Raw genomic sequence first — 16,341 nt, forward strand, 5'->3', positions numbered from 1 at the left:
TTATTAGAGGAGGTGAACAAATGAGTTTCATTCAAACAGTACTATTACTACTCGGTACATTGCTTTTAATAGCATTTACTGTCGTTGTTTTAGTCGTATACTTCGGGCGGAAACTGTATTTTTCATGGACGAAGCCATATAAAAGAGCGCAAGATTCTTTAGATAAGATATCAAACAAATCAATACCGTTTCTACAAGAATTTACACAACATCCACTGTTTTATCGCTGGATTCGCACCGAAGGAAAGAAAGAACAAAATACATTAAATACTCTATTTTGTGCATCAGGTCAACGTACGAGAGAGCAAGTCTTCTCGATGTTACCGAAAGAAAAGCAGAAAAAAGTGCATGTAATGGCAAAAACTACGAAAAAGCTTACGAATGAAGATATTGATGTGGCTGCGATGAAAGTGAAAGATTTCTTAAGACAAGAAGCGCAGCAAACTGTAAAACCGACAGACTTATCATTTTACAAATTGTATTTTTATGACCGTTATCCAGACGCATTAAATACAATTCAAGCGTATAAACGCTCAATAAATCCTTCATTACAAAGAACGGTTGATGATATTACAATTTCAGTATTAAATGCACTTCCGTACTATCAAGAGCAACGCATGTTTGAACAACAACATAAACTTGAAACGTTCTTAATGAAAGATTTAACGGCCATGTTATCGTTGGTAGTACAATTACCACCTTCACAAAGACCAGAGAAGGAAGAAGAATTGAAAATCTACTTGGAAAATTTCCAAAAAGAAATGGAAGTAGTAGAGCGAGATATTCGCGACTCAATTGATCACGATTTAAATGTGAAGATGAGAGCAGCGACTGAGAAATTTAAGAATAAATAGAAGAGATCGCCTAAAAGTTGAATGTTTCAGCTTTTAGGCGTTTTTTTTGTAAATTGAGAGTGTTTAATCTTTTGTAAAATTGTATATGCAAACGTAAATAAATGGTAAAATATAGAGTGGTTTTTTGTACTTTGTGTAAATAATTATTATAAAAGGGGTATGGTATTGTGTTATTTGAGTTAGTCATCCTATTTGTAATTTTATTTTTATTTCTGGGCTATCCCATTAGTAAAGCTTGGGATAGTTTCCAATCGAAGAAGGAAAATTCCTCAAGTATACTAAAGTTCGAGCCACAGGAAATATTATCAATATGTTTGAGTTATTTTATATTTGGTTTAGGCATTATGTGGAATGCAAATGATGTAAGAGGAGGAATACCATTACATAAATTTGAAAAGAACGGAATGATGTCTGATCAATATGCTTCTTTAGCACATGACCACATTGCTATAGTAGTTCTCTTAGTTATTTTAGGTGCGGTTTCGTATTGGAGATTAACGAAAGGCCTAACAAAACTTTCACCAATATTTTATATTTTTTATAGTACTTTAATGATAGTAAACATTGTATATACATTCATCTATATTACCCATACAGGCTTTGCCTTTTATACGGAACTCGGAGGATTGAGATACATTCCAGTCTTTTGTATTCAAGTTGGGATGCTTGCATTTAGTCTATTATTCATAGCTAAATTAAGAAATACATTAGATTATTTCATACAATCTCAGAATGAGAAAGATTATACGCAGAGCAACAGAATTATATTATTGCTGTATCGTATTTCTTTTGGATATCAAAAAATGGCTACAGTCTGGATGATAAGTTTATTTCCTGTCTTGTTAATTATTCAATTCATTTTAATACTGTTTGGCCAAAAACCAGATAGTTTTATAAGAGTGTTTATGGAAACAAGTAGTTTTAATTATTCTAAGATTCCTGCCCCAAGTCCTCAAATTGTCTCCGGGGATGGGCATTATTTATGTACAGTTTCTGTGAAAGGCCATAAAAACATCGTTAAGCCATTACGAGCAGGAATTAGGCATGGGGAAAGAATTACAGTTAATCGACAGTTATTAATTGCGAACGCTTTTGAAAATGTAATTGAGGAGCGGGTACCAAAATGTCATAAAGTTATTCGTAATTTTTATGATAAATACGGTTATCCGATTAGTAAACATATTAATACGAAATGGTCGGCTGATTTTGTTTATATTTTAATGAAGCCACTAGAATGGTTCTTCTTATTTGTACTTTACACAGTAGATAAAAACCCTGAGAATAGAATTCATATTCAATATAGTGAACTACGAAAATAAAAGTAAGAGCCCGCATTCAAAAAAATGGGGGCTCTTACTTTTATTTTGCTTGAATAGTAGATTTACTAGAAGCCACACTTTCATTATGCAATCGATCAACTGCAGTTACGACATAGGTATACGTTTCTCCGGAAATAGCGGTTTTATCTACATAAATTTCTCCAAGCTTTGTTTTTCTTACAGTAGTAAGTAAATTTTTGGGATTTTGTATATCCACTTCATTTTTCCCATTCACGCGGTAAATAGCGTAATAAGCAGAATCATTATCTCTATTGTCAATGATACCAATTGCAATACCTTCATCTCTTGGAATGGCGCCTTTTAAAGTCGGTTGTTTTGGTGGATCATGATCAAGCCAAGGCATAGGCGGGATTAATGCAGGATGTTTATATATGTTTTTTGAAAGGCTATCTTTAACTCCGAGTGGATTGTTATTAATATCTTTTAAGCTAAAATGCATACTACCTTTTATATCAGGATATAGCCGGTTTAATGCAATTTGTTTTGGATATTCTTCTGGATCAGACCAAGCAGGGACGGAGTTATTATTAATTTTATAGGCCGCTTGACCGATGTATAGGTGAAGCGGTTTGTTATTTGTTTCTTTAACCCACCAATCTACTAATATGTCATATGCAGCTGGGGTGAAACCTATATTCCAATATATTTGCGGTGTAATGTAGTCAATATATCCTTTTTGTATCCACTCACGTGTGTCAGCATAAAGGTCATCATAGTTTCTTTGGCCTGCGGTTGTGTTAGAGCCAGTGGGATCGTCAGCTATATTTCGCCATACGCCGAACGGACTAATGCCAAACTTTACATATGATTTTTCTTGTTTTATAGCAGTATTTAAATCTTTTACAAGTTCATTTACATTGTTACGTCGCCAATCTTCTATATTTGTAAATCTACCATTATTATATGTTTCGTACGTTTTCTGATCTGGAAATTCTTCACCGGCTACTTTATATGGGTAAAAATAATCATCCATATGCAGCGCATCAATATCGTAATTTTGTACGATTTCTAAAGCGCCTTCTGTTATAAATTTTTTCACTTCCGGAATACCGGGATTGTAATATAACTTTCCGCCATAAGTGACAACCCAATCGGGATGTTGCCTTGCAGGGTGATTATTTGATAATCGATTTATATCGGTGTGATTCATCGTTATTCGGTATGGGTTAATCCAAGCGTGGAATTCTATATTTCTTTTATGAGTTTCTTCAATCATAAATGCGAGCGGGTCATAACCAGGATCTTTTCCTTGTGTTCCTGTAATGTATTCAGACCAAGGACCGTAATTTGAAGGATAGAAAGCATCAGCGGTTGGTTTAATTTGTACAACAACTGCATTCATACCAGTGCTTTTTACATCGTCTAATAATCTTATAAATTCTTGCTTCTGTTTTTCAATAGGTAAGCCAGTTTTTGAGGGCCAATCAATATTCAGAACTGATGCGATCCATACAGCACGTAATTCATGTTTTTTGTACGTAGTATTTACTTCAGCATAAGTAAAGTGAGGGGGAATGAAAGAGAAAGGGATGAACAAGATAACGATACAACATATCATTAATAAACGTTTAACGATCATTTATACGCCTCCCTATCATATGATTATTTAAAATAATATATGAGGCGAGGTTGACTTTGCAATAGAGAAAATTGCATATTGAAACATTAATTTAATAGGAAAAATATTTTTAATGAAATTTACTTTCGTTATAACTAAATTCATTTACTACTTCATATGCTTGTTAGTAAAGTGAAACTTCCTTTCATTTGAAGGGTAATAAATTATAAGTATAGGAGGATTAATAAATGAAAGTTTTGTTCGTCTGTTCTGGAGGAATGTCCAGTGCAATTGTTGTAAACGCTTTAAAAAAAGAAGCGGAGAAAAATGGTGTGAACATGGAAGTGCATGCAATTGGAACGAATGAGGTAGAGGAAGAAGTAAAGAATGGCTGGGATGTCGTAATGGTAGCACCTCAAATAAGACACCGATTTGACTCTGTAAAAAAATTTGCAGAGGAGGAATCTATTCCGTGTGGCATCATACCGCCGCAAGCATACACACCGCTTGGCGGCCCGACTTTATTAAAAACTGTAAATGAATTAATCAGTTAGGGGGAAACGTTATGAATAAGTTTGTCACGTTTCTTGATAAAAACTTATCTGGACCGATGGCAAGGCTTTCTGAGCAGAGACATTTACAAGCAATCCGTGATGGAGTTATTTCGGCGTTACCATTTATTATAGTAGGAAGCTTCTTTTTAATAGTAGCATTTCCACCACTGCCGAAAGATAGTTTTATATCAGTTTGGGCATTAAAGAATCAAACAAGTATATTGATACCATATCGTTTAACCATGTTTATTATGTCCTTATATATCGCATTTGGAATAGGATATAATTTAGCGAAAAGTTATAAATTAGATGCTTTATCAGGAGCACAGCTCGCGGTATGTTCACTACTTTTAACATTAACGCCTGAGTTAATTGATAAAAAAGGATTCATGCTTCCGATGACAAATCTCGGAGGTCATGGATTATTTGTGACGATGATTGTTTCTATTTTATCCGTAGAGATTTTAAGGTTTTGTAAGAAGAAAAATGTAATGATTAAAATGCCAGAACAAGTACCGCCATCTGTATCGCGTTCATTTGAAGCACTTATACCTGCAGCATTCGTTATTATTATAATGAGTCTAGTAACTGTCGTTTTTAGCATTGATTTACACCATGTTGTTGATAAATTAGCAGCACCATTAGTAAAAGCTGGGGATAGTTACTTCGGTGTAATGATTCCAGTGTTTTTAATTACGTTTTTTTGGTCATTCGGAATCCATGGTGTGTCGGTTGTTGGAACTGTTGCTCGGCCATTATGGGAAGTATACCTAGGGAAAAATGGTGAAGCAGTTGCTAGTGGAGCAGATCAGTTGCCATTTATTTCACCAGAGCCGTTATATCAATGGTTTATATGGATTGGCGGTTCTGGTGCGACGTTAGGGCTTGTATTAGCTATGATTATATTTGGTCGATCGAAATATTCGAAAGCATTATCAAGAACTTGTATTGTTCCAGGTATTTTTAATATTAATGAACCAGTCATATTCGGATTACCGATTGTACTAAATCCAATTTTAATTATCCCATTTATCATTACACCACTTGTAACAGCAACTGTTGCATATTCAGCAACTGCGATGGGATTTGTAACACCAACGCATATTATGCCGCCATGGACACTACCTGCTCCAATTGGTGCATATTTAGCAACAGGTGGAGATTGGCGTGCGATTGTATTAGTTTTTATAAATATAGCAATATCGTTCCTTATTTATTTACCATTCTTTAAAATGTACGACAAAAATATGCTTGAAATTGAAAAAAATGGTGACGGGGAATCTGTTAATCCTTAATCTGCACGCTGTTATTTTGAGTGATAGACTTTTTGTCTATCACTTCTTTCACATTAAAACTAGAAAGGGGGAAATAGAATGAATATAAAATTTAGTTATAAAGGCGTATTTTTATTATTATTTGGAGTGATTTGTGCAAATTTACTTTTTGTCCCTTTATTAGGCATGCTAAATCTATCACAAATGCATAGTATCTGGCTTGTTACAAGTATTGCGGCAAGCGTTTCGCTTACGGTAGTTGTTTCTTTCATTGATGGATCGTTTGCATCGAAAGCTCAGTTGTTTTTTAGATTTATATTGTTTTCGATTGGTTGTACGTTCGTTACTTACATGATTGTTTTTTAGTAAATAGGAGGTCATGCACGTTATGTATGTTGCAGGGGTAATGTCTGGTACTTCATTAGATGGAATAGATGTAGCGCTCGTTCATATAGAAGGAAGTGGTGTAGATTCTAAAATCCAACTCATCCATTTTACTACTGTTCCATTTTGTAATGATATGAAAAATGAGATCCAACAAGCGTTATCAATTGAAACTTCGAATGTCCAACTTATATGTAGTTTAAATTTTAAACTTGGTTTATGCTTCGCCAATGCTGTAAAGGAAGTTTGTAAAGAGGCCAATTTTCCTTTGAGACAATTAGATTTAATAGGCTCTCACGGACAAACGATTTATCATCAGCCAAAGCAAGAAGGGAATATTATTTCTTCAACATTGCAAATTGGGGAACCAGCAGTAATAGCATATGAAACGAACACGACGGTTATCTCGAATTTCCGAACGATGGACATGGCGGCAGGGGGACAAGGTGCACCACTTGTACCATATTCAGAGATTATTTTATATCGGCATCAAACTAAAAATAGACTACTACAAAATATTGGTGGGATTAGTAATGTTACAGTGGTTCCAAGTAAACGAAGTAAAGAGAGTGTTATTGCTTTCGATACTGGACCAGGCAACATGGTAATCGATGAAGTATGTCAAAGATTATTTCATGTACCATATGATCAAAATGGTTGGATTGCAAAGCAGGGGGTAGTTGTAGATGAAATTTTAACATACTGTATGAACCATCCATTTTTGAATATGAAACCACCAAAATCAACAGGTAGAGAACAGTTTGGAGAAGCGTTTGTGACTGAATTATTGAATCGATTTAAAAAGCATAGTAAAGAAAATATATTGGCAACTGTCACGATGTTTACAGCATGTTCAATTGTTCATCATTATAAGGCGTTTATTTTGCCGTATTATGAAATTGATGAGGTGATTTTAGGTGGTGGTGGAAGTTATAATAATACACTTGTTGAAATGTTACGGAATGGATTAAGAGAAGAGAAATGTAGCATATGTATACAAGAAGATATTGGTCATTCTTCAGCAGCGAAAGAAGCAATTGCATTTGCTATTTTAGCAAACGAAACGTATCATCGTAATCCGAGTAATGTGCCGAGCGCAACAGGTGCTAAGAATTCCGTAATTTTAGGGAATATAACATTCCCTCCATACGCAGATGAAAATGAGGCGAACATATGAAGTATATGATTGGAGTAGATGGCGGGGGAACGAAGACCGAGGCAATTGCATTTGATAAAGACGGAAATGAACTTGTAAGAGCTACCAGTGGTTTTGGAAACATATTAATAGATTTTGAAGAAGCTCTTGTGCATATTATGGAAGCAATTAATCAATGCCAGAAGAGTTTAATAAATGGGCATTGTGTTTGTGTTTGTTTAGGATTAGCTGGTATAAGCGGAGCGAATACAAATGAATTAACATTACGTTTAAAAAAGAAATACGGAACAAAAATTGAAATTTTTAATGATGCAATGATCGCACATGCAGCTGCTTTAAAAGGTAAGGATGGAATATTAACTATAGGTGGTACAGGTGCAATTTGTATAGGAAAAAAAGGAGAAGTATATCAGTATAGCGGTGGATGGGGACATATTTTAGGAGATGAGGGGAGCGGATATTGGATTGCATTACAAGCTTTAAAGAAAATGGCAATTCAGTTCGATCAAGGAATCAGTCTTTGTCCATTGAGTTTGAATATTCAAAGGCAGTTTCAACTTTTGACACCGTCTCATATAAAAAGCTTAGTATATACTTCTTCTAAAGATAAAATTGCAGCAATCGCCCCATTAGTTATTCAGGAAGCGAGAGATGGCAATGATGATGCGCATGAAATTATGATGCAAGCTGGAAAGGAATTAGCAAGGATTACAGTAAATGTTTATAACAAGTTGAACTTTAAGCACTCAACGCCAATTGCAGTAAGTGGCAGTATATTGCGTTTAGTTCCTGAAATATTTGCTGTATTTAAGAAATGGTGTGAAGAAAGTATGAAAGAAATTACATTCGTATCACAAGCAGAAATGGCAGTGAAAGGAACATATTATTTAATGAGGGATATATATTTTTAAAAATAGGTATGAGAATTTTTGTATGATTTGTAAAAATATGATGTTAAAATGTATAAAGGGATGTATGTTAAAAACGTACAATATACGTAGTAATTGAATATTGTATATGTATTCCCATGTAGAAAGTGAATGATTACATGATTAATAGTATGCAGTTTTTATATTTGGTGGCTTCTTATTTAATTGGAAACATATTGACCGCTTATATAGTAACAAAATTGAGACATAACGTTGATATTAGGGATGAAGGAAGCGGAAATCCTGGCGCAAGAAATATGGGGCGCGTATATGGAAAAGGGTATTTCATCGCTACATTTTTAGGGGATGCAATTAAAGGGGCAATCGTTGTTGCTGTAGCAAAATACCTTTTTGAAGATCCTACATTCGTAATGTTAACATTATTGGCCGTTATTATTGGACATATTTATCCAGTTTTATTTAAAGGCAAGGGCGGTAAAGGTATTTCAACATTTATAGGAGGACTAATCGCATTTGATTATTTGATAGCGCTTACCCTCTTAGGCATTTTTATTGTATTTTATTTAATATTTAAAGGGTTTACGAAGCCAGGACTAATTACGATTGCTTGTTTACCAATTTGTATGATTCTTTATTCTTATTCTATTGTTACCACTATATTAAGTGGAATAATTATTGTACTCATTCTATATGTAAATCGAGAATAAAATGAATGTTTAATAAGTGGGGATAATCTCCACTTATCATTTTTTATTAAATAGATAAAGGAGATAAGGCATGGGGTTAATTTATAAAGTTGCTGATCAAGATTGGGAATTTGAAAGTATACATAAATTGAATTATAAAACTTTTGTAGAAGAGATACCACAACATGAAGAAACGAAAGAACGGTTTCGTATAGATCGGTTTCATAAAGAAAATACATATTTAATTTGTTTAGATGAGGATAGATTAGTAGGTATGGTCGCAGTGCGGGGAAAACGACCATTCTCGTTAGATTATAAAATTTCAAATTTAGATATTTATTTGCAAGAGCATGGAGAAAAAGTGTATGAAATTCGTTTACTTTCAGTAGAACGTGAATATAGAAATGGAAGAGCGTTGTTAGGATTAATTCGTTTTCTACATCGTTATTTGCTTCTAAATGGATATGAATTAGCACTCATTTCTGCAACAACACGTGAACTAGCTTTATATGAGCAAATGGGATTCAAATCTTTCCATACGTTAGTTGGTACAGAAGAAGCAGCCTTCCAGCCAATGTATGTTACCCCTGCTATGTTTGAAGAGTCGAGTGTTGGGGGGATTATGACGAAAGAATATACGTTTTTACCTGGTCCAGTAGATATTGAAGAGAACGTTCGAAAGGCATTTTCTACGCGACCTATTTCCCATCGCTCTAAGTCATTTCAAGTGATGATGGACAATGTGAAAAAACGGTTACTTCACATGACAAAAGCAAAACATGTACAGCTTATGTTAGGAACAGGGACGTTAGCAAATGATGCGATTGCTTTACAGTTACGTTCTTTAAAAGGGAAAGGACTAGTATTAACAAATGGGGAATTTGGTAATAGATTAGTTGGACATGCAAAACGAGCACGGTTACATTTTGATACGTATAAAAAGGAAATGGGAGATCCATTTATTTATACCGAATTAGAAGAAATTATGACAACTGGAAATTATGAATGGATTTGGTTTGTTCATCATGAAACATCTACTGGAATGTTAAACGATTTAAACGAGCTAAATACTCTTTGTAACGAGAATCAAATGAAACTGTGTGTAGATTGCATAAGCTCAATTGGAGCGATACCATTAGACTTGAAGGATGTGTATTTTGCAAGTGGTGTTAGCGGTAAAGCGATTAAATCATATACAGGAATTTCTTTCGTTTTTCATAACCACATTGTAAAAATAAACGAGGCTGTGCCGGCCTATATGGACATTGGCATGTATGAAGAAAATGAAAGTATTCCATACTCACAATCATGGAATTTAATTTATGCATTGCAAGAAGCGTTGAAGAGATTTGAAGATGAAAAGACATTTGTAAAAATTAAAGAGACATATGATTATGTTGAAGAAGTTATTACTGATATGGGTTTAAAGCTTGTTTCACCTAAAGAACATGCCGCGCCAATTATACTTACTATTGTATTGAGCGAAGATTATTCTTCTAAAGTAGTAGGCGATACATTAGCATTACAAGGATACATCGTTCATTATGAGTCATCTTATTTACAAAAGAATAATTGGATCCAAATTGCATGTTTAAATCATTATAAAGAACGCGATATGAAGAGGATGTTAAATTGTTTGCAAATGTGTTTATTTCAGAGTGGGGTACATATATAAAGACTTTTTCTTTTCGTATAAAGGAGCTACGACTTACGAAAACTTAGGAATAGAACATTGGAAGAGGTGTCAGTATGATAACTAGAAAACTACCATTACATATAGACGATATTAAAAAAGCTCACAAAATTCTAGATAGAAATGCTCGTAAAACGCCATTAGTAAAATCTTTTTACTTAACTAGTAAAACGGGTGGAGAAATTCATTTGAAGTTAGAAAATATGCAATTAACGGGTTCTTTTAAATTTCGTGGCGCATTTAATAAAATGTCGCGGCTCACGGATCAAGAAAAAGAAAGAGGTGTAATTGCATGTTCAGCAGGTAATCATGCACAAGGAGTTGCATTATCTGCTCATTTACTCGGTATTAAGAGTAAAATTGTTATGCCAATTTCTGCACCTCAGGCAAAAGTTGAAGCAACAAAAGGATATGGATCTGAAGTGATTTTACATGGTGAAACCTTTGATGATGCAAAGGTAAAATGTGAAGAAATTATAAGGGAAACAGGTGAAACATACTTACATCCATATGATGATGTAGAGGTAATGGCTGGTCAAGGTACAATTGGATTAGACATTCTTGATGATATGTGGGATGTAGATACTGTCATTGTACCAATAGGTGGAGGCGGAATTATTTCTGGTATTTCTGTAGCATTGAAATCTTTTAATCCATCCATTAATATAATTGGTGTCCAAGCAGATAATGTTCATGGAATGAAGGCATCTTACGATAAAGGAGCAATCGTAGAACACTATGAGGCGCCTACTATTGCAGATGGTTGCGCAGTTAAAATACCAGGTGAATTAACATTTGAAATTGTAAAAGAATTAGTAGATGATATTGTAACTGTATCAGAAAAAGAGCTGGAAGTAGCGATGAAAGATTTATTACAACGTGGGAAAGCTGTTGTAGAAGGTGCAGGTGCATTAGCAACTGCTGCACTTCTTGCAGGAAAAGTTGATAGTTATATAAAAGGGAAAAAAGTAGTGGCTGTTATATCTGGTGGGAACGTGGACTTACAGCGCATATCAAGTGTATGTGAGCACTTTTTTGTCGCTAATGAAGTGAAATAGTTTTATGAAAGAAGAGCTAAGAGAAATGATTTTAGCTCTTACTTTTTGTCTACCGTTTACTGTAAGTAGAAATAAACTTGCAAAATTTGCTGTTTAAAAATTATTTTATTTAAGCGCCTATTTTTACACATATCTTTAATGTTATAATAATTATTTCAATATTGTCGAAACGTAAGCAGAAATTTAATATAATAGTTTTAATGTGCTAATGAGCGGTGAGGAGGGCAGGGCATGAATAAAGAAGAACAGGTCATGAACGGTTTCAGGGAATTATATAATAAGCTGGTTTGGCTTAATAAAGATAAGATGGAAGAGGGTCTTAAAGGTTTTAAGTCTTCTGAAGTCCACTGCATTGAATATATTGAAAACAATGCAGATTCTAACGTGACACAACTCGCAGAGGCTTTTTATGTGACTCGCGGTGCTATAAGTAGAATGACTAAGAAGCTCATACAAAAAGGCCTTGTTGAAAGCTACCAAAAGTCAGAAAATAAGAAAGAAATTTATTTTAGGCTTACCGAACAAGGGAAAGAAATTTATAAAATCCATGAAAATTTGCATAAAGAGTTTCAAGAGCGAGATAAAGCTGTATTTGAACAAGTGACTGAAGAAGAATTCAACAGTATAATTAGCTTTGTGGAAAAGTATAGTAGACATTTGGATGCAGAAATAAAGAAACAAGGTATACATATTAAATCGTAATATATTTTAATAATAAAGTGAAACTTTAATCAGTGGGGGCTTCATCTCCACTGATTATCAGCCCTCACCAATCGGGCTTTTACGGGCAGCCTTACTCTAATGAGAATAGGCTGCTTTTTTATTATTTTATTTTTGTTGACTAATCAACAAAATAGAGTTATTATTTTGTTGACAAAGCAACAAAATTTTTAGGAGAGAAGTTAAATGTCTATATTTAGATCGAAAAATGAAAGGGGAACTGAAAAAAGCATAGATAAACATGCTTTACTATTCGGACTTATTTCTGTATTTCTTTGTGGTATAGGTTTCAGTATCATCATGCCTGTAGTCCCATTCTTAGTACAGCCATATACAAGTAATCCGGAAGAACAAGCATTGGTTGTTACACTACTAACTTCCGTATATGCGGCCTGCGTGTTTTTAGCTGCACCAGTACTCGGAGCTTTAAGCGATAAGTATGGCCGTCGTCCATTACTTTTAATATGCTTATTTGGTTCTGCAATTGGGTACTTAGTTTTTGGAATAGGAGGAGCTTTATGGGTACTATTTGCTGGACGCATAATAGAAGGAATAACAGGCGGGAGCATAAGTACTATCTTCGCATATTTTGCAGACATCATTCCAAAAGAACAGAGAACGAAATATTTTGGATGGGTGAGTGCAGTTGTAGGTGCGGGAACTATCATTGGCCCAACCATTGGGGGGATACTTGCCAAGTTTGGTGATACTGTACCTATATATTTTGGTGCAATCATAACGTTAATAAATGTTGTATATGGGATCAAATATATGCCTGAGAGCCTTGAAAAAAATAATAGGTTGAAAGAGATTACGTTTGTAAGGTTAAATCCTTTTGTACAGCTAGCAAACATACTTTCCATGAAAAATTTAAAGTGGTTACTTGTCTCAGCGTTTTTACTTTGGATACCTAACGGATCTTTACAAGCAATTTTCACGCAATTTACAATGGATACTTTCAGTTGGAAACCTGTATTAATCGGACTTATGTTTTCAATTTTGGGCTTTCAAGACATTGTTTCACAAAGTTTTATCATGCCAAAGCTTTTGATCAAGCTTAGTGATAAACAAATAGCAATTCTTGGGATGGTTTCGGAGATTATAGGATACAGTTTTATTGCGGCATCAGCTTTGTTTTCACTCTATCCACTACTTATCGCTGGGATGCTGATGTATGGTTTTGGGGATTCAATTTTCGGACCTTCATTCAACGGGATGCTTTCAAAGTCTGTCAGTTCTAGTGAACAAGGAAGGATTCAAGGTGGAAGCCAATCTATTCAAGCTTTAGCAAGAATGATTGGTCCTATTCTTGGAGGACAAATCTATGTATCACTTGGTCATGCCGCACCTGCTTTTATGGGTATGATTCTTATAGTAGCGGCAATAGCAGTTTTATATAAGGGAACGCATGAAACTGTATAACAGATAGATATAAGAATAAATAAAAGGGAGTCAGAACTTAGGAACAAGTGCTGATTCCCTATTTGTTTACGGTTTGAGAGCTAAGAGAAAAGTTTTTGTTTAGGAATTTATTCTGCTATGCTCTCATGGTGAAGGGTAATATTCAGTGAGGTGGAACTATCATTAATTACAGTTAGCTTTATTTGAAAGTAAAAAGGTAGGTAAATGACTAGATAGTTTCATTATGCTTGTGCTGAAGTAAATAATGACTCCATCTTTACTTTGCTCTTCTCTCGAATTTCAGCATCTACGTGTCTCATCACGTATTTATGCGCTACAGCGATTGCTAAAACATCATCTAATAAGCCGATCCCAATAATAGCAGCTATATCTGGAATGAAATCAATTGTTAATACGTAATAAGATAAAGCGGCTAATATTATGAATTTCGCTTTATTAGGTAATTCTTTCTTTTTCATTGTATAGAATAAAATAATACTTTCATATACGCTGGATTTACCGAGGTTTACAGAGCTTTTTTTGAACTTTTTCCAAAGTGTCTGTTTCTCCATATAAACACTCCTTTTACAAAAACATAGATTTTTTAAAAGGATGGACAAAGAAGTGAGAGATTAATCAATTTTATTGTTTTTCTTAATTATATATTTCCATAAAAATAGGGGAATACCTGTTCAAAATATTATAATGTGGATTATTTTGAACAGTGTTCCGTTACATAGTATGTGTTCGTTCCAAGTAAAGGTACTACGCAGGTAACGTTTGGTGGTAATACGTATTAAAGTTCATTTTCTACATTAATCTCTGCATTCGTACAATATTGAATTACTTCTAAATAATCTAAGGGTGCATTTATTGATGAGAACTTTTGTAATTCTTAAATAGCCTCTTTACTCGCTGGTGATTCATAGGCTTCTAATGTAATTCTGGTATTAATTGCAAGATTAGCCACTTCATCTAGCATTTCAGGTGTTACTTTGGTTCGAACCATTTTTCCTCTCTTTTCTCCCATTTTCTTAAAAGTTGTCGCTTCGGTGATGGCTTTTTTATTTTCTCAAATGAAGCCGATGAGTTTGAGTTTTAGAATTTTATCGTGGTATTATTTATGTAACAAGGGGATGTTGTAAGAAAAAATACAATTTGAGGGGGAAAATGAAGATGGGAATTTATAACTATGAAGCGAAAGAGGATTTGCAAGTAGGAGAAGTTTGTTTAGAACGAGATATTTATGAAATTATAAATTTTTATAAGAAAGGGTCAATAGTTTTATGTGATTCAGTATCTCGTTTCAGTGCGAATTCAGACAGAATGTTTAAAGTGATAAATAGGATAGAAACATATATGCATAAAAATGAAGACTATACATATCAGGTTTCGGATAGACCCAATTTGATTTATGTAGTTGAGCAGGTAAGATAAGGAAGTATCCATAACGGGTGCTTTTTTCTTTGTTATATAGAAATTACACATTAAACGTGAATTCTAACAAAATGGATATTTGGATTCAAATTATTTGTGATATGTACAGTAAAATGTATGTGTATGATTTAGTTATTATTATGCATTTTATAAGCGGTATGGGGGAAGAAAAATGAAAATAATAGAACTACCAATTGAATTCGAATTTAACGGGCAAAAACAATGTATTTATCCAAGTTTAATTATAGTACATAATGAATTAACGTTAGTTGATACAGGATATCCAAGTTTTTTACCTTTAATTGAAAATGCAATATTAAAACATGGATATGAGATGAAAAACTTAAAGAATATAATTATTACCCATTATGATGACGATCATATAGGGGCTGTATATGATTTTAAAGTGAAATATCCAAATATTAATGTTATTGCTAGTGAAATTGAATCTAACTATATTAATGGTGATATAAAATCAGAGAGGTTAGTTCAAGCTGAAGAAATGTTAGAACGTATGCCCAATGAAGAAAAAGAATTTGGCAAATGGTTTATACAACAGTTAAAAAATATAAAACATATTTCCGTCGATGAAAAAGTACATGATGGTCAAATGATTTTGAATAATGAATGTCAAGTAGTGGCAACGCCAGGACATACTTCGGGGCATATTTCATTATATTTTCCGAATTTAGACTGTGTAATTACGGGAGATGCGGCTGTTCAAGAGAATCGTGAGTTAGTAATAGCTAATCCGAATTTTTGTTTGGATATAGAAAAAGCGAAACAGTCTTTAAATAGGATTAAAAGTTTTAAAGCAGCACAGTATTATTGCTATCATGGAGGAAAGCTTACTGTATAAATTAATGAAAACCGGTCTTTCCTAAATCGAAAAGATCGGTTTTTTAGTTCATATATTTTGCGATTTCAACCAAATCAGTAACATTATATTTCGGTAAAATTGAAATATATACGTAAAGAAGAATATATATAATTTGAGCAAGGGTATAGGGGGGAGAAAATGGGTTCGTTATTTGATGTAATAGCAGATATCATTTTATTTTATCCTCGAAATGACATGAAATTGAAACACCATATCGCAAAATTAAGTGAATTAGAGTGGTTTCGAAATCTACATGAAGATCCGAAGTATACAAGTTTAATTTGGAGTAATAGAAAAATTAAGAAGTTCATTTTGTCTTCTACTAACATGGAAACATTAATAAAATCTGAGAAAAAGCAAAAAGAATTTGTTCATCTAGTACAGGATGAATATAAAAAAAGAAGATAAGAATTTTTTTATTTTTCATATTTGGCGAAACAAATGGTACAATGAAAG

17 protein-coding genes are annotated in these 16,341 nt (G+C 33.7%); 15 read left to right on the forward strand and 2 right to left on the reverse strand.

Annotated features, from left to right (window positions below; all coding sequences use genetic code 11):
* Positions 1-20 precede the first annotated feature (20 nt).
* A complete protein-coding gene (locus ACX9TM_RS12420) occupies positions 21-854 on the forward strand; it encodes a DUF3974 domain-containing protein (RefSeq protein WP_000008371.1) in 834 nt (277 codons plus the stop codon).
* Between the two features lie 167 nt (positions 855-1,021).
* Positions 1,022-2,173: a DUF6688 domain-containing protein gene (locus ACX9TM_RS12425; protein WP_000895914.1), complete on the forward strand. Its 1,152-nt coding sequence runs from the start codon at positions 1,022-1,024 to the stop codon at positions 2,171-2,173.
* Positions 2,174-2,213: 40 nt separating this feature from the next.
* On the opposite strand, the gene ACX9TM_RS12430 is transcribed toward ACX9TM_RS12425, so the two are convergent.
* Positions 2,214-3,773: a glycoside hydrolase family 10-like protein gene (locus ACX9TM_RS12430; RefSeq protein ID WP_065212743.1), complete on the reverse strand. Its 1,560-nt coding sequence runs from the start codon at positions 3,771-3,773 to the stop codon at positions 2,214-2,216.
* 227 nt (positions 3,774-4,000) lie between these two features.
* Between ACX9TM_RS12430 and ACX9TM_RS12435 the strand changes: the two genes are divergently transcribed.
* The 10 genes from ACX9TM_RS12435 to ACX9TM_RS12480 all read left to right on the forward strand — a co-directional run bounded on the left by ACX9TM_RS12435 (position 4,001) and on the right by ACX9TM_RS12480 (position 13,589).
* Positions 4,001-4,306 carry a PTS sugar transporter subunit IIB gene (locus tag ACX9TM_RS12435; RefSeq protein WP_000865907.1) on the forward strand — a complete coding sequence of 102 codons (306 nt, stop codon included), beginning with the start codon at positions 4,001-4,003 and terminating at the stop codon, positions 4,304-4,306.
* An 11-nt stretch (positions 4,307-4,317) separates the two neighbouring features.
* Entirely contained in the window at positions 4,318-5,601 is a 1,284-nt protein-coding gene (locus tag ACX9TM_RS12440) for a PTS sugar transporter subunit IIC (protein WP_001032277.1), read from the forward strand.
* Between the two features lie 78 nt (positions 5,602-5,679).
* Entirely contained in the window at positions 5,680-5,946 is a 267-nt protein-coding gene (locus ACX9TM_RS12445) for a hypothetical protein (RefSeq protein ID WP_063219924.1), read from the forward strand.
* Between the two features lie 22 nt (positions 5,947-5,968).
* Positions 5,969-7,141 carry an anhydro-N-acetylmuramic acid kinase AnmK gene (gene anmK, locus ACX9TM_RS12450; RefSeq protein WP_063219925.1) on the forward strand — a complete coding sequence of 391 codons (1,173 nt, stop codon included), beginning with the start codon at positions 5,969-5,971 and terminating at the stop codon, positions 7,139-7,141.
* The gene (locus ACX9TM_RS12455; protein ID WP_000876588.1) at positions 7,138-8,031 is read left to right on the forward strand and encodes a BadF/BadG/BcrA/BcrD ATPase family protein; all 894 of its coding nucleotides are present in this window, start codon (positions 7,138-7,140) and stop codon (positions 8,029-8,031) included. The genes anmK and ACX9TM_RS12455 overlap by 4 nt, the downstream gene beginning before the upstream one ends.
* A 137-nt stretch (positions 8,032-8,168) precedes the next feature.
* Positions 8,169-8,717, forward strand: coding sequence for a glycerol-3-phosphate 1-O-acyltransferase PlsY (gene plsY / locus ACX9TM_RS12460; protein WP_000610870.1), 549 nt, complete (start codon positions 8,169-8,171; stop codon positions 8,715-8,717).
* A gap of 70 nt (positions 8,718-8,787) precedes the next feature.
* Positions 8,788-10,371 (forward strand): aminotransferase class V-fold PLP-dependent enzyme, encoded by a 1,584-nt coding sequence (locus ACX9TM_RS12465; RefSeq protein WP_063219927.1) that lies wholly within the window; start codon positions 8,788-8,790, stop codon positions 10,369-10,371.
* A gap of 74 nt (positions 10,372-10,445) precedes the next feature.
* Positions 10,446-11,447, forward strand: a complete 1,002-nt coding sequence (tdcB, locus tag ACX9TM_RS12470) for a bifunctional threonine ammonia-lyase/L-serine ammonia-lyase TdcB (protein ID WP_000632959.1) — start codon at positions 10,446-10,448, stop codon at positions 11,445-11,447.
* A gap of 231 nt (positions 11,448-11,678) precedes the next feature.
* A complete protein-coding gene (locus ACX9TM_RS12475) occupies positions 11,679-12,149 on the forward strand; it encodes a MarR family transcriptional regulator (protein ID WP_001030904.1) in 471 nt (156 codons plus the stop codon).
* A 204-nt stretch (positions 12,150-12,353) separates the two neighbouring features.
* Positions 12,354-13,589 carry an MFS transporter gene (locus ACX9TM_RS12480; protein ID WP_063219928.1) on the forward strand — a complete coding sequence of 412 codons (1,236 nt, stop codon included), beginning with the start codon at positions 12,354-12,356 and terminating at the stop codon, positions 13,587-13,589.
* Positions 13,590-13,810: 221 nt separating this feature from the next.
* On the opposite strand, the gene ACX9TM_RS12485 is transcribed toward ACX9TM_RS12480, so the two are convergent.
* Complete coding sequence (locus ACX9TM_RS12485) at positions 13,811-14,140, reverse strand: YkvA family protein (protein ID WP_025688168.1); 330 nt, start codon at positions 14,138-14,140, stop codon at positions 13,811-13,813.
* A gap of 604 nt (positions 14,141-14,744) precedes the next feature.
* Between ACX9TM_RS12485 and ACX9TM_RS12490 the strand changes: the two genes are divergently transcribed.
* The 3 genes from ACX9TM_RS12490 to ACX9TM_RS12500 all read left to right on the forward strand — a co-directional run bounded on the left by ACX9TM_RS12490 (position 14,745) and on the right by ACX9TM_RS12500 (position 16,293).
* Entirely contained in the window at positions 14,745-15,005 is a 261-nt protein-coding gene (locus tag ACX9TM_RS12490) for a hypothetical protein (RefSeq protein WP_000513517.1), read from the forward strand.
* 172 nt (positions 15,006-15,177) lie between these two features.
* Entirely contained in the window at positions 15,178-15,864 is a 687-nt protein-coding gene (locus tag ACX9TM_RS12495) for an MBL fold metallo-hydrolase (protein ID WP_065382183.1), read from the forward strand.
* 159 nt (positions 15,865-16,023) lie between these two features.
* On the forward strand, positions 16,024-16,293 hold the full coding sequence (locus tag ACX9TM_RS12500; protein WP_000535037.1) for a hypothetical protein: 270 nt from the start codon (positions 16,024-16,026) through the stop codon (positions 16,291-16,293).
* The last annotated feature ends 48 nt before the right edge of the window (positions 16,294-16,341 follow it).

The organism is Bacillus sp. LH1 (assembly GCF_057924895.1).

Excerpts from the sequence above, each read along its gene's own strand:
- ACX9TM_RS12420 (WP_000008371.1), top strand. The coding sequence starts at position 21 with ATGAGTTTCATTCAAACAGTACTATTACTACTCGGTACATTGCTTTTA.
- ACX9TM_RS12430 (WP_065212743.1), bottom strand. The coding sequence starts at position 3,773 with ATGATCGTTAAACGTTTATTAATGATATGTTGTATCGTTATCTTGTTC.
- ACX9TM_RS12435 (WP_000865907.1), top strand. The coding sequence starts at position 4,001 with ATGAAAGTTTTGTTCGTCTGTTCTGGAGGAATGTCCAGTGCAATTGTT.
- ACX9TM_RS12440 (WP_001032277.1), top strand. The coding sequence starts at position 4,318 with ATGAATAAGTTTGTCACGTTTCTTGATAAAAACTTATCTGGACCGATG.
- ACX9TM_RS12445 (WP_063219924.1), top strand. The coding sequence starts at position 5,680 with ATGAATATAAAATTTAGTTATAAAGGCGTATTTTTATTATTATTTGGA.
- anmK (WP_063219925.1), top strand. The coding sequence starts at position 5,969 with ATGTATGTTGCAGGGGTAATGTCTGGTACTTCATTAGATGGAATAGAT.
- ACX9TM_RS12455 (WP_000876588.1), top strand. The coding sequence starts at position 7,138 with ATGAAGTATATGATTGGAGTAGATGGCGGGGGAACGAAGACCGAGGCA.
- plsY (WP_000610870.1), top strand. The coding sequence starts at position 8,169 with ATGATTAATAGTATGCAGTTTTTATATTTGGTGGCTTCTTATTTAATT.
- ACX9TM_RS12465 (WP_063219927.1), top strand. The coding sequence starts at position 8,788 with ATGGGGTTAATTTATAAAGTTGCTGATCAAGATTGGGAATTTGAAAGT.
- tdcB (WP_000632959.1), top strand. The coding sequence starts at position 10,446 with ATGATAACTAGAAAACTACCATTACATATAGACGATATTAAAAAAGCT.
- ACX9TM_RS12475 (WP_001030904.1), top strand. The coding sequence starts at position 11,679 with ATGAATAAAGAAGAACAGGTCATGAACGGTTTCAGGGAATTATATAAT.
- ACX9TM_RS12480 (WP_063219928.1), top strand. The coding sequence starts at position 12,354 with ATGTCTATATTTAGATCGAAAAATGAAAGGGGAACTGAAAAAAGCATA.
- ACX9TM_RS12485 (WP_025688168.1), bottom strand. The coding sequence starts at position 14,140 with ATGGAGAAACAGACACTTTGGAAAAAGTTCAAAAAAAGCTCTGTAAAC.
- ACX9TM_RS12490 (WP_000513517.1), top strand. The coding sequence starts at position 14,745 with ATGGGAATTTATAACTATGAAGCGAAAGAGGATTTGCAAGTAGGAGAA.
- ACX9TM_RS12495 (WP_065382183.1), top strand. The coding sequence starts at position 15,178 with ATGAAAATAATAGAACTACCAATTGAATTCGAATTTAACGGGCAAAAA.
- ACX9TM_RS12500 (WP_000535037.1), top strand. The coding sequence starts at position 16,024 with ATGGGTTCGTTATTTGATGTAATAGCAGATATCATTTTATTTTATCCT.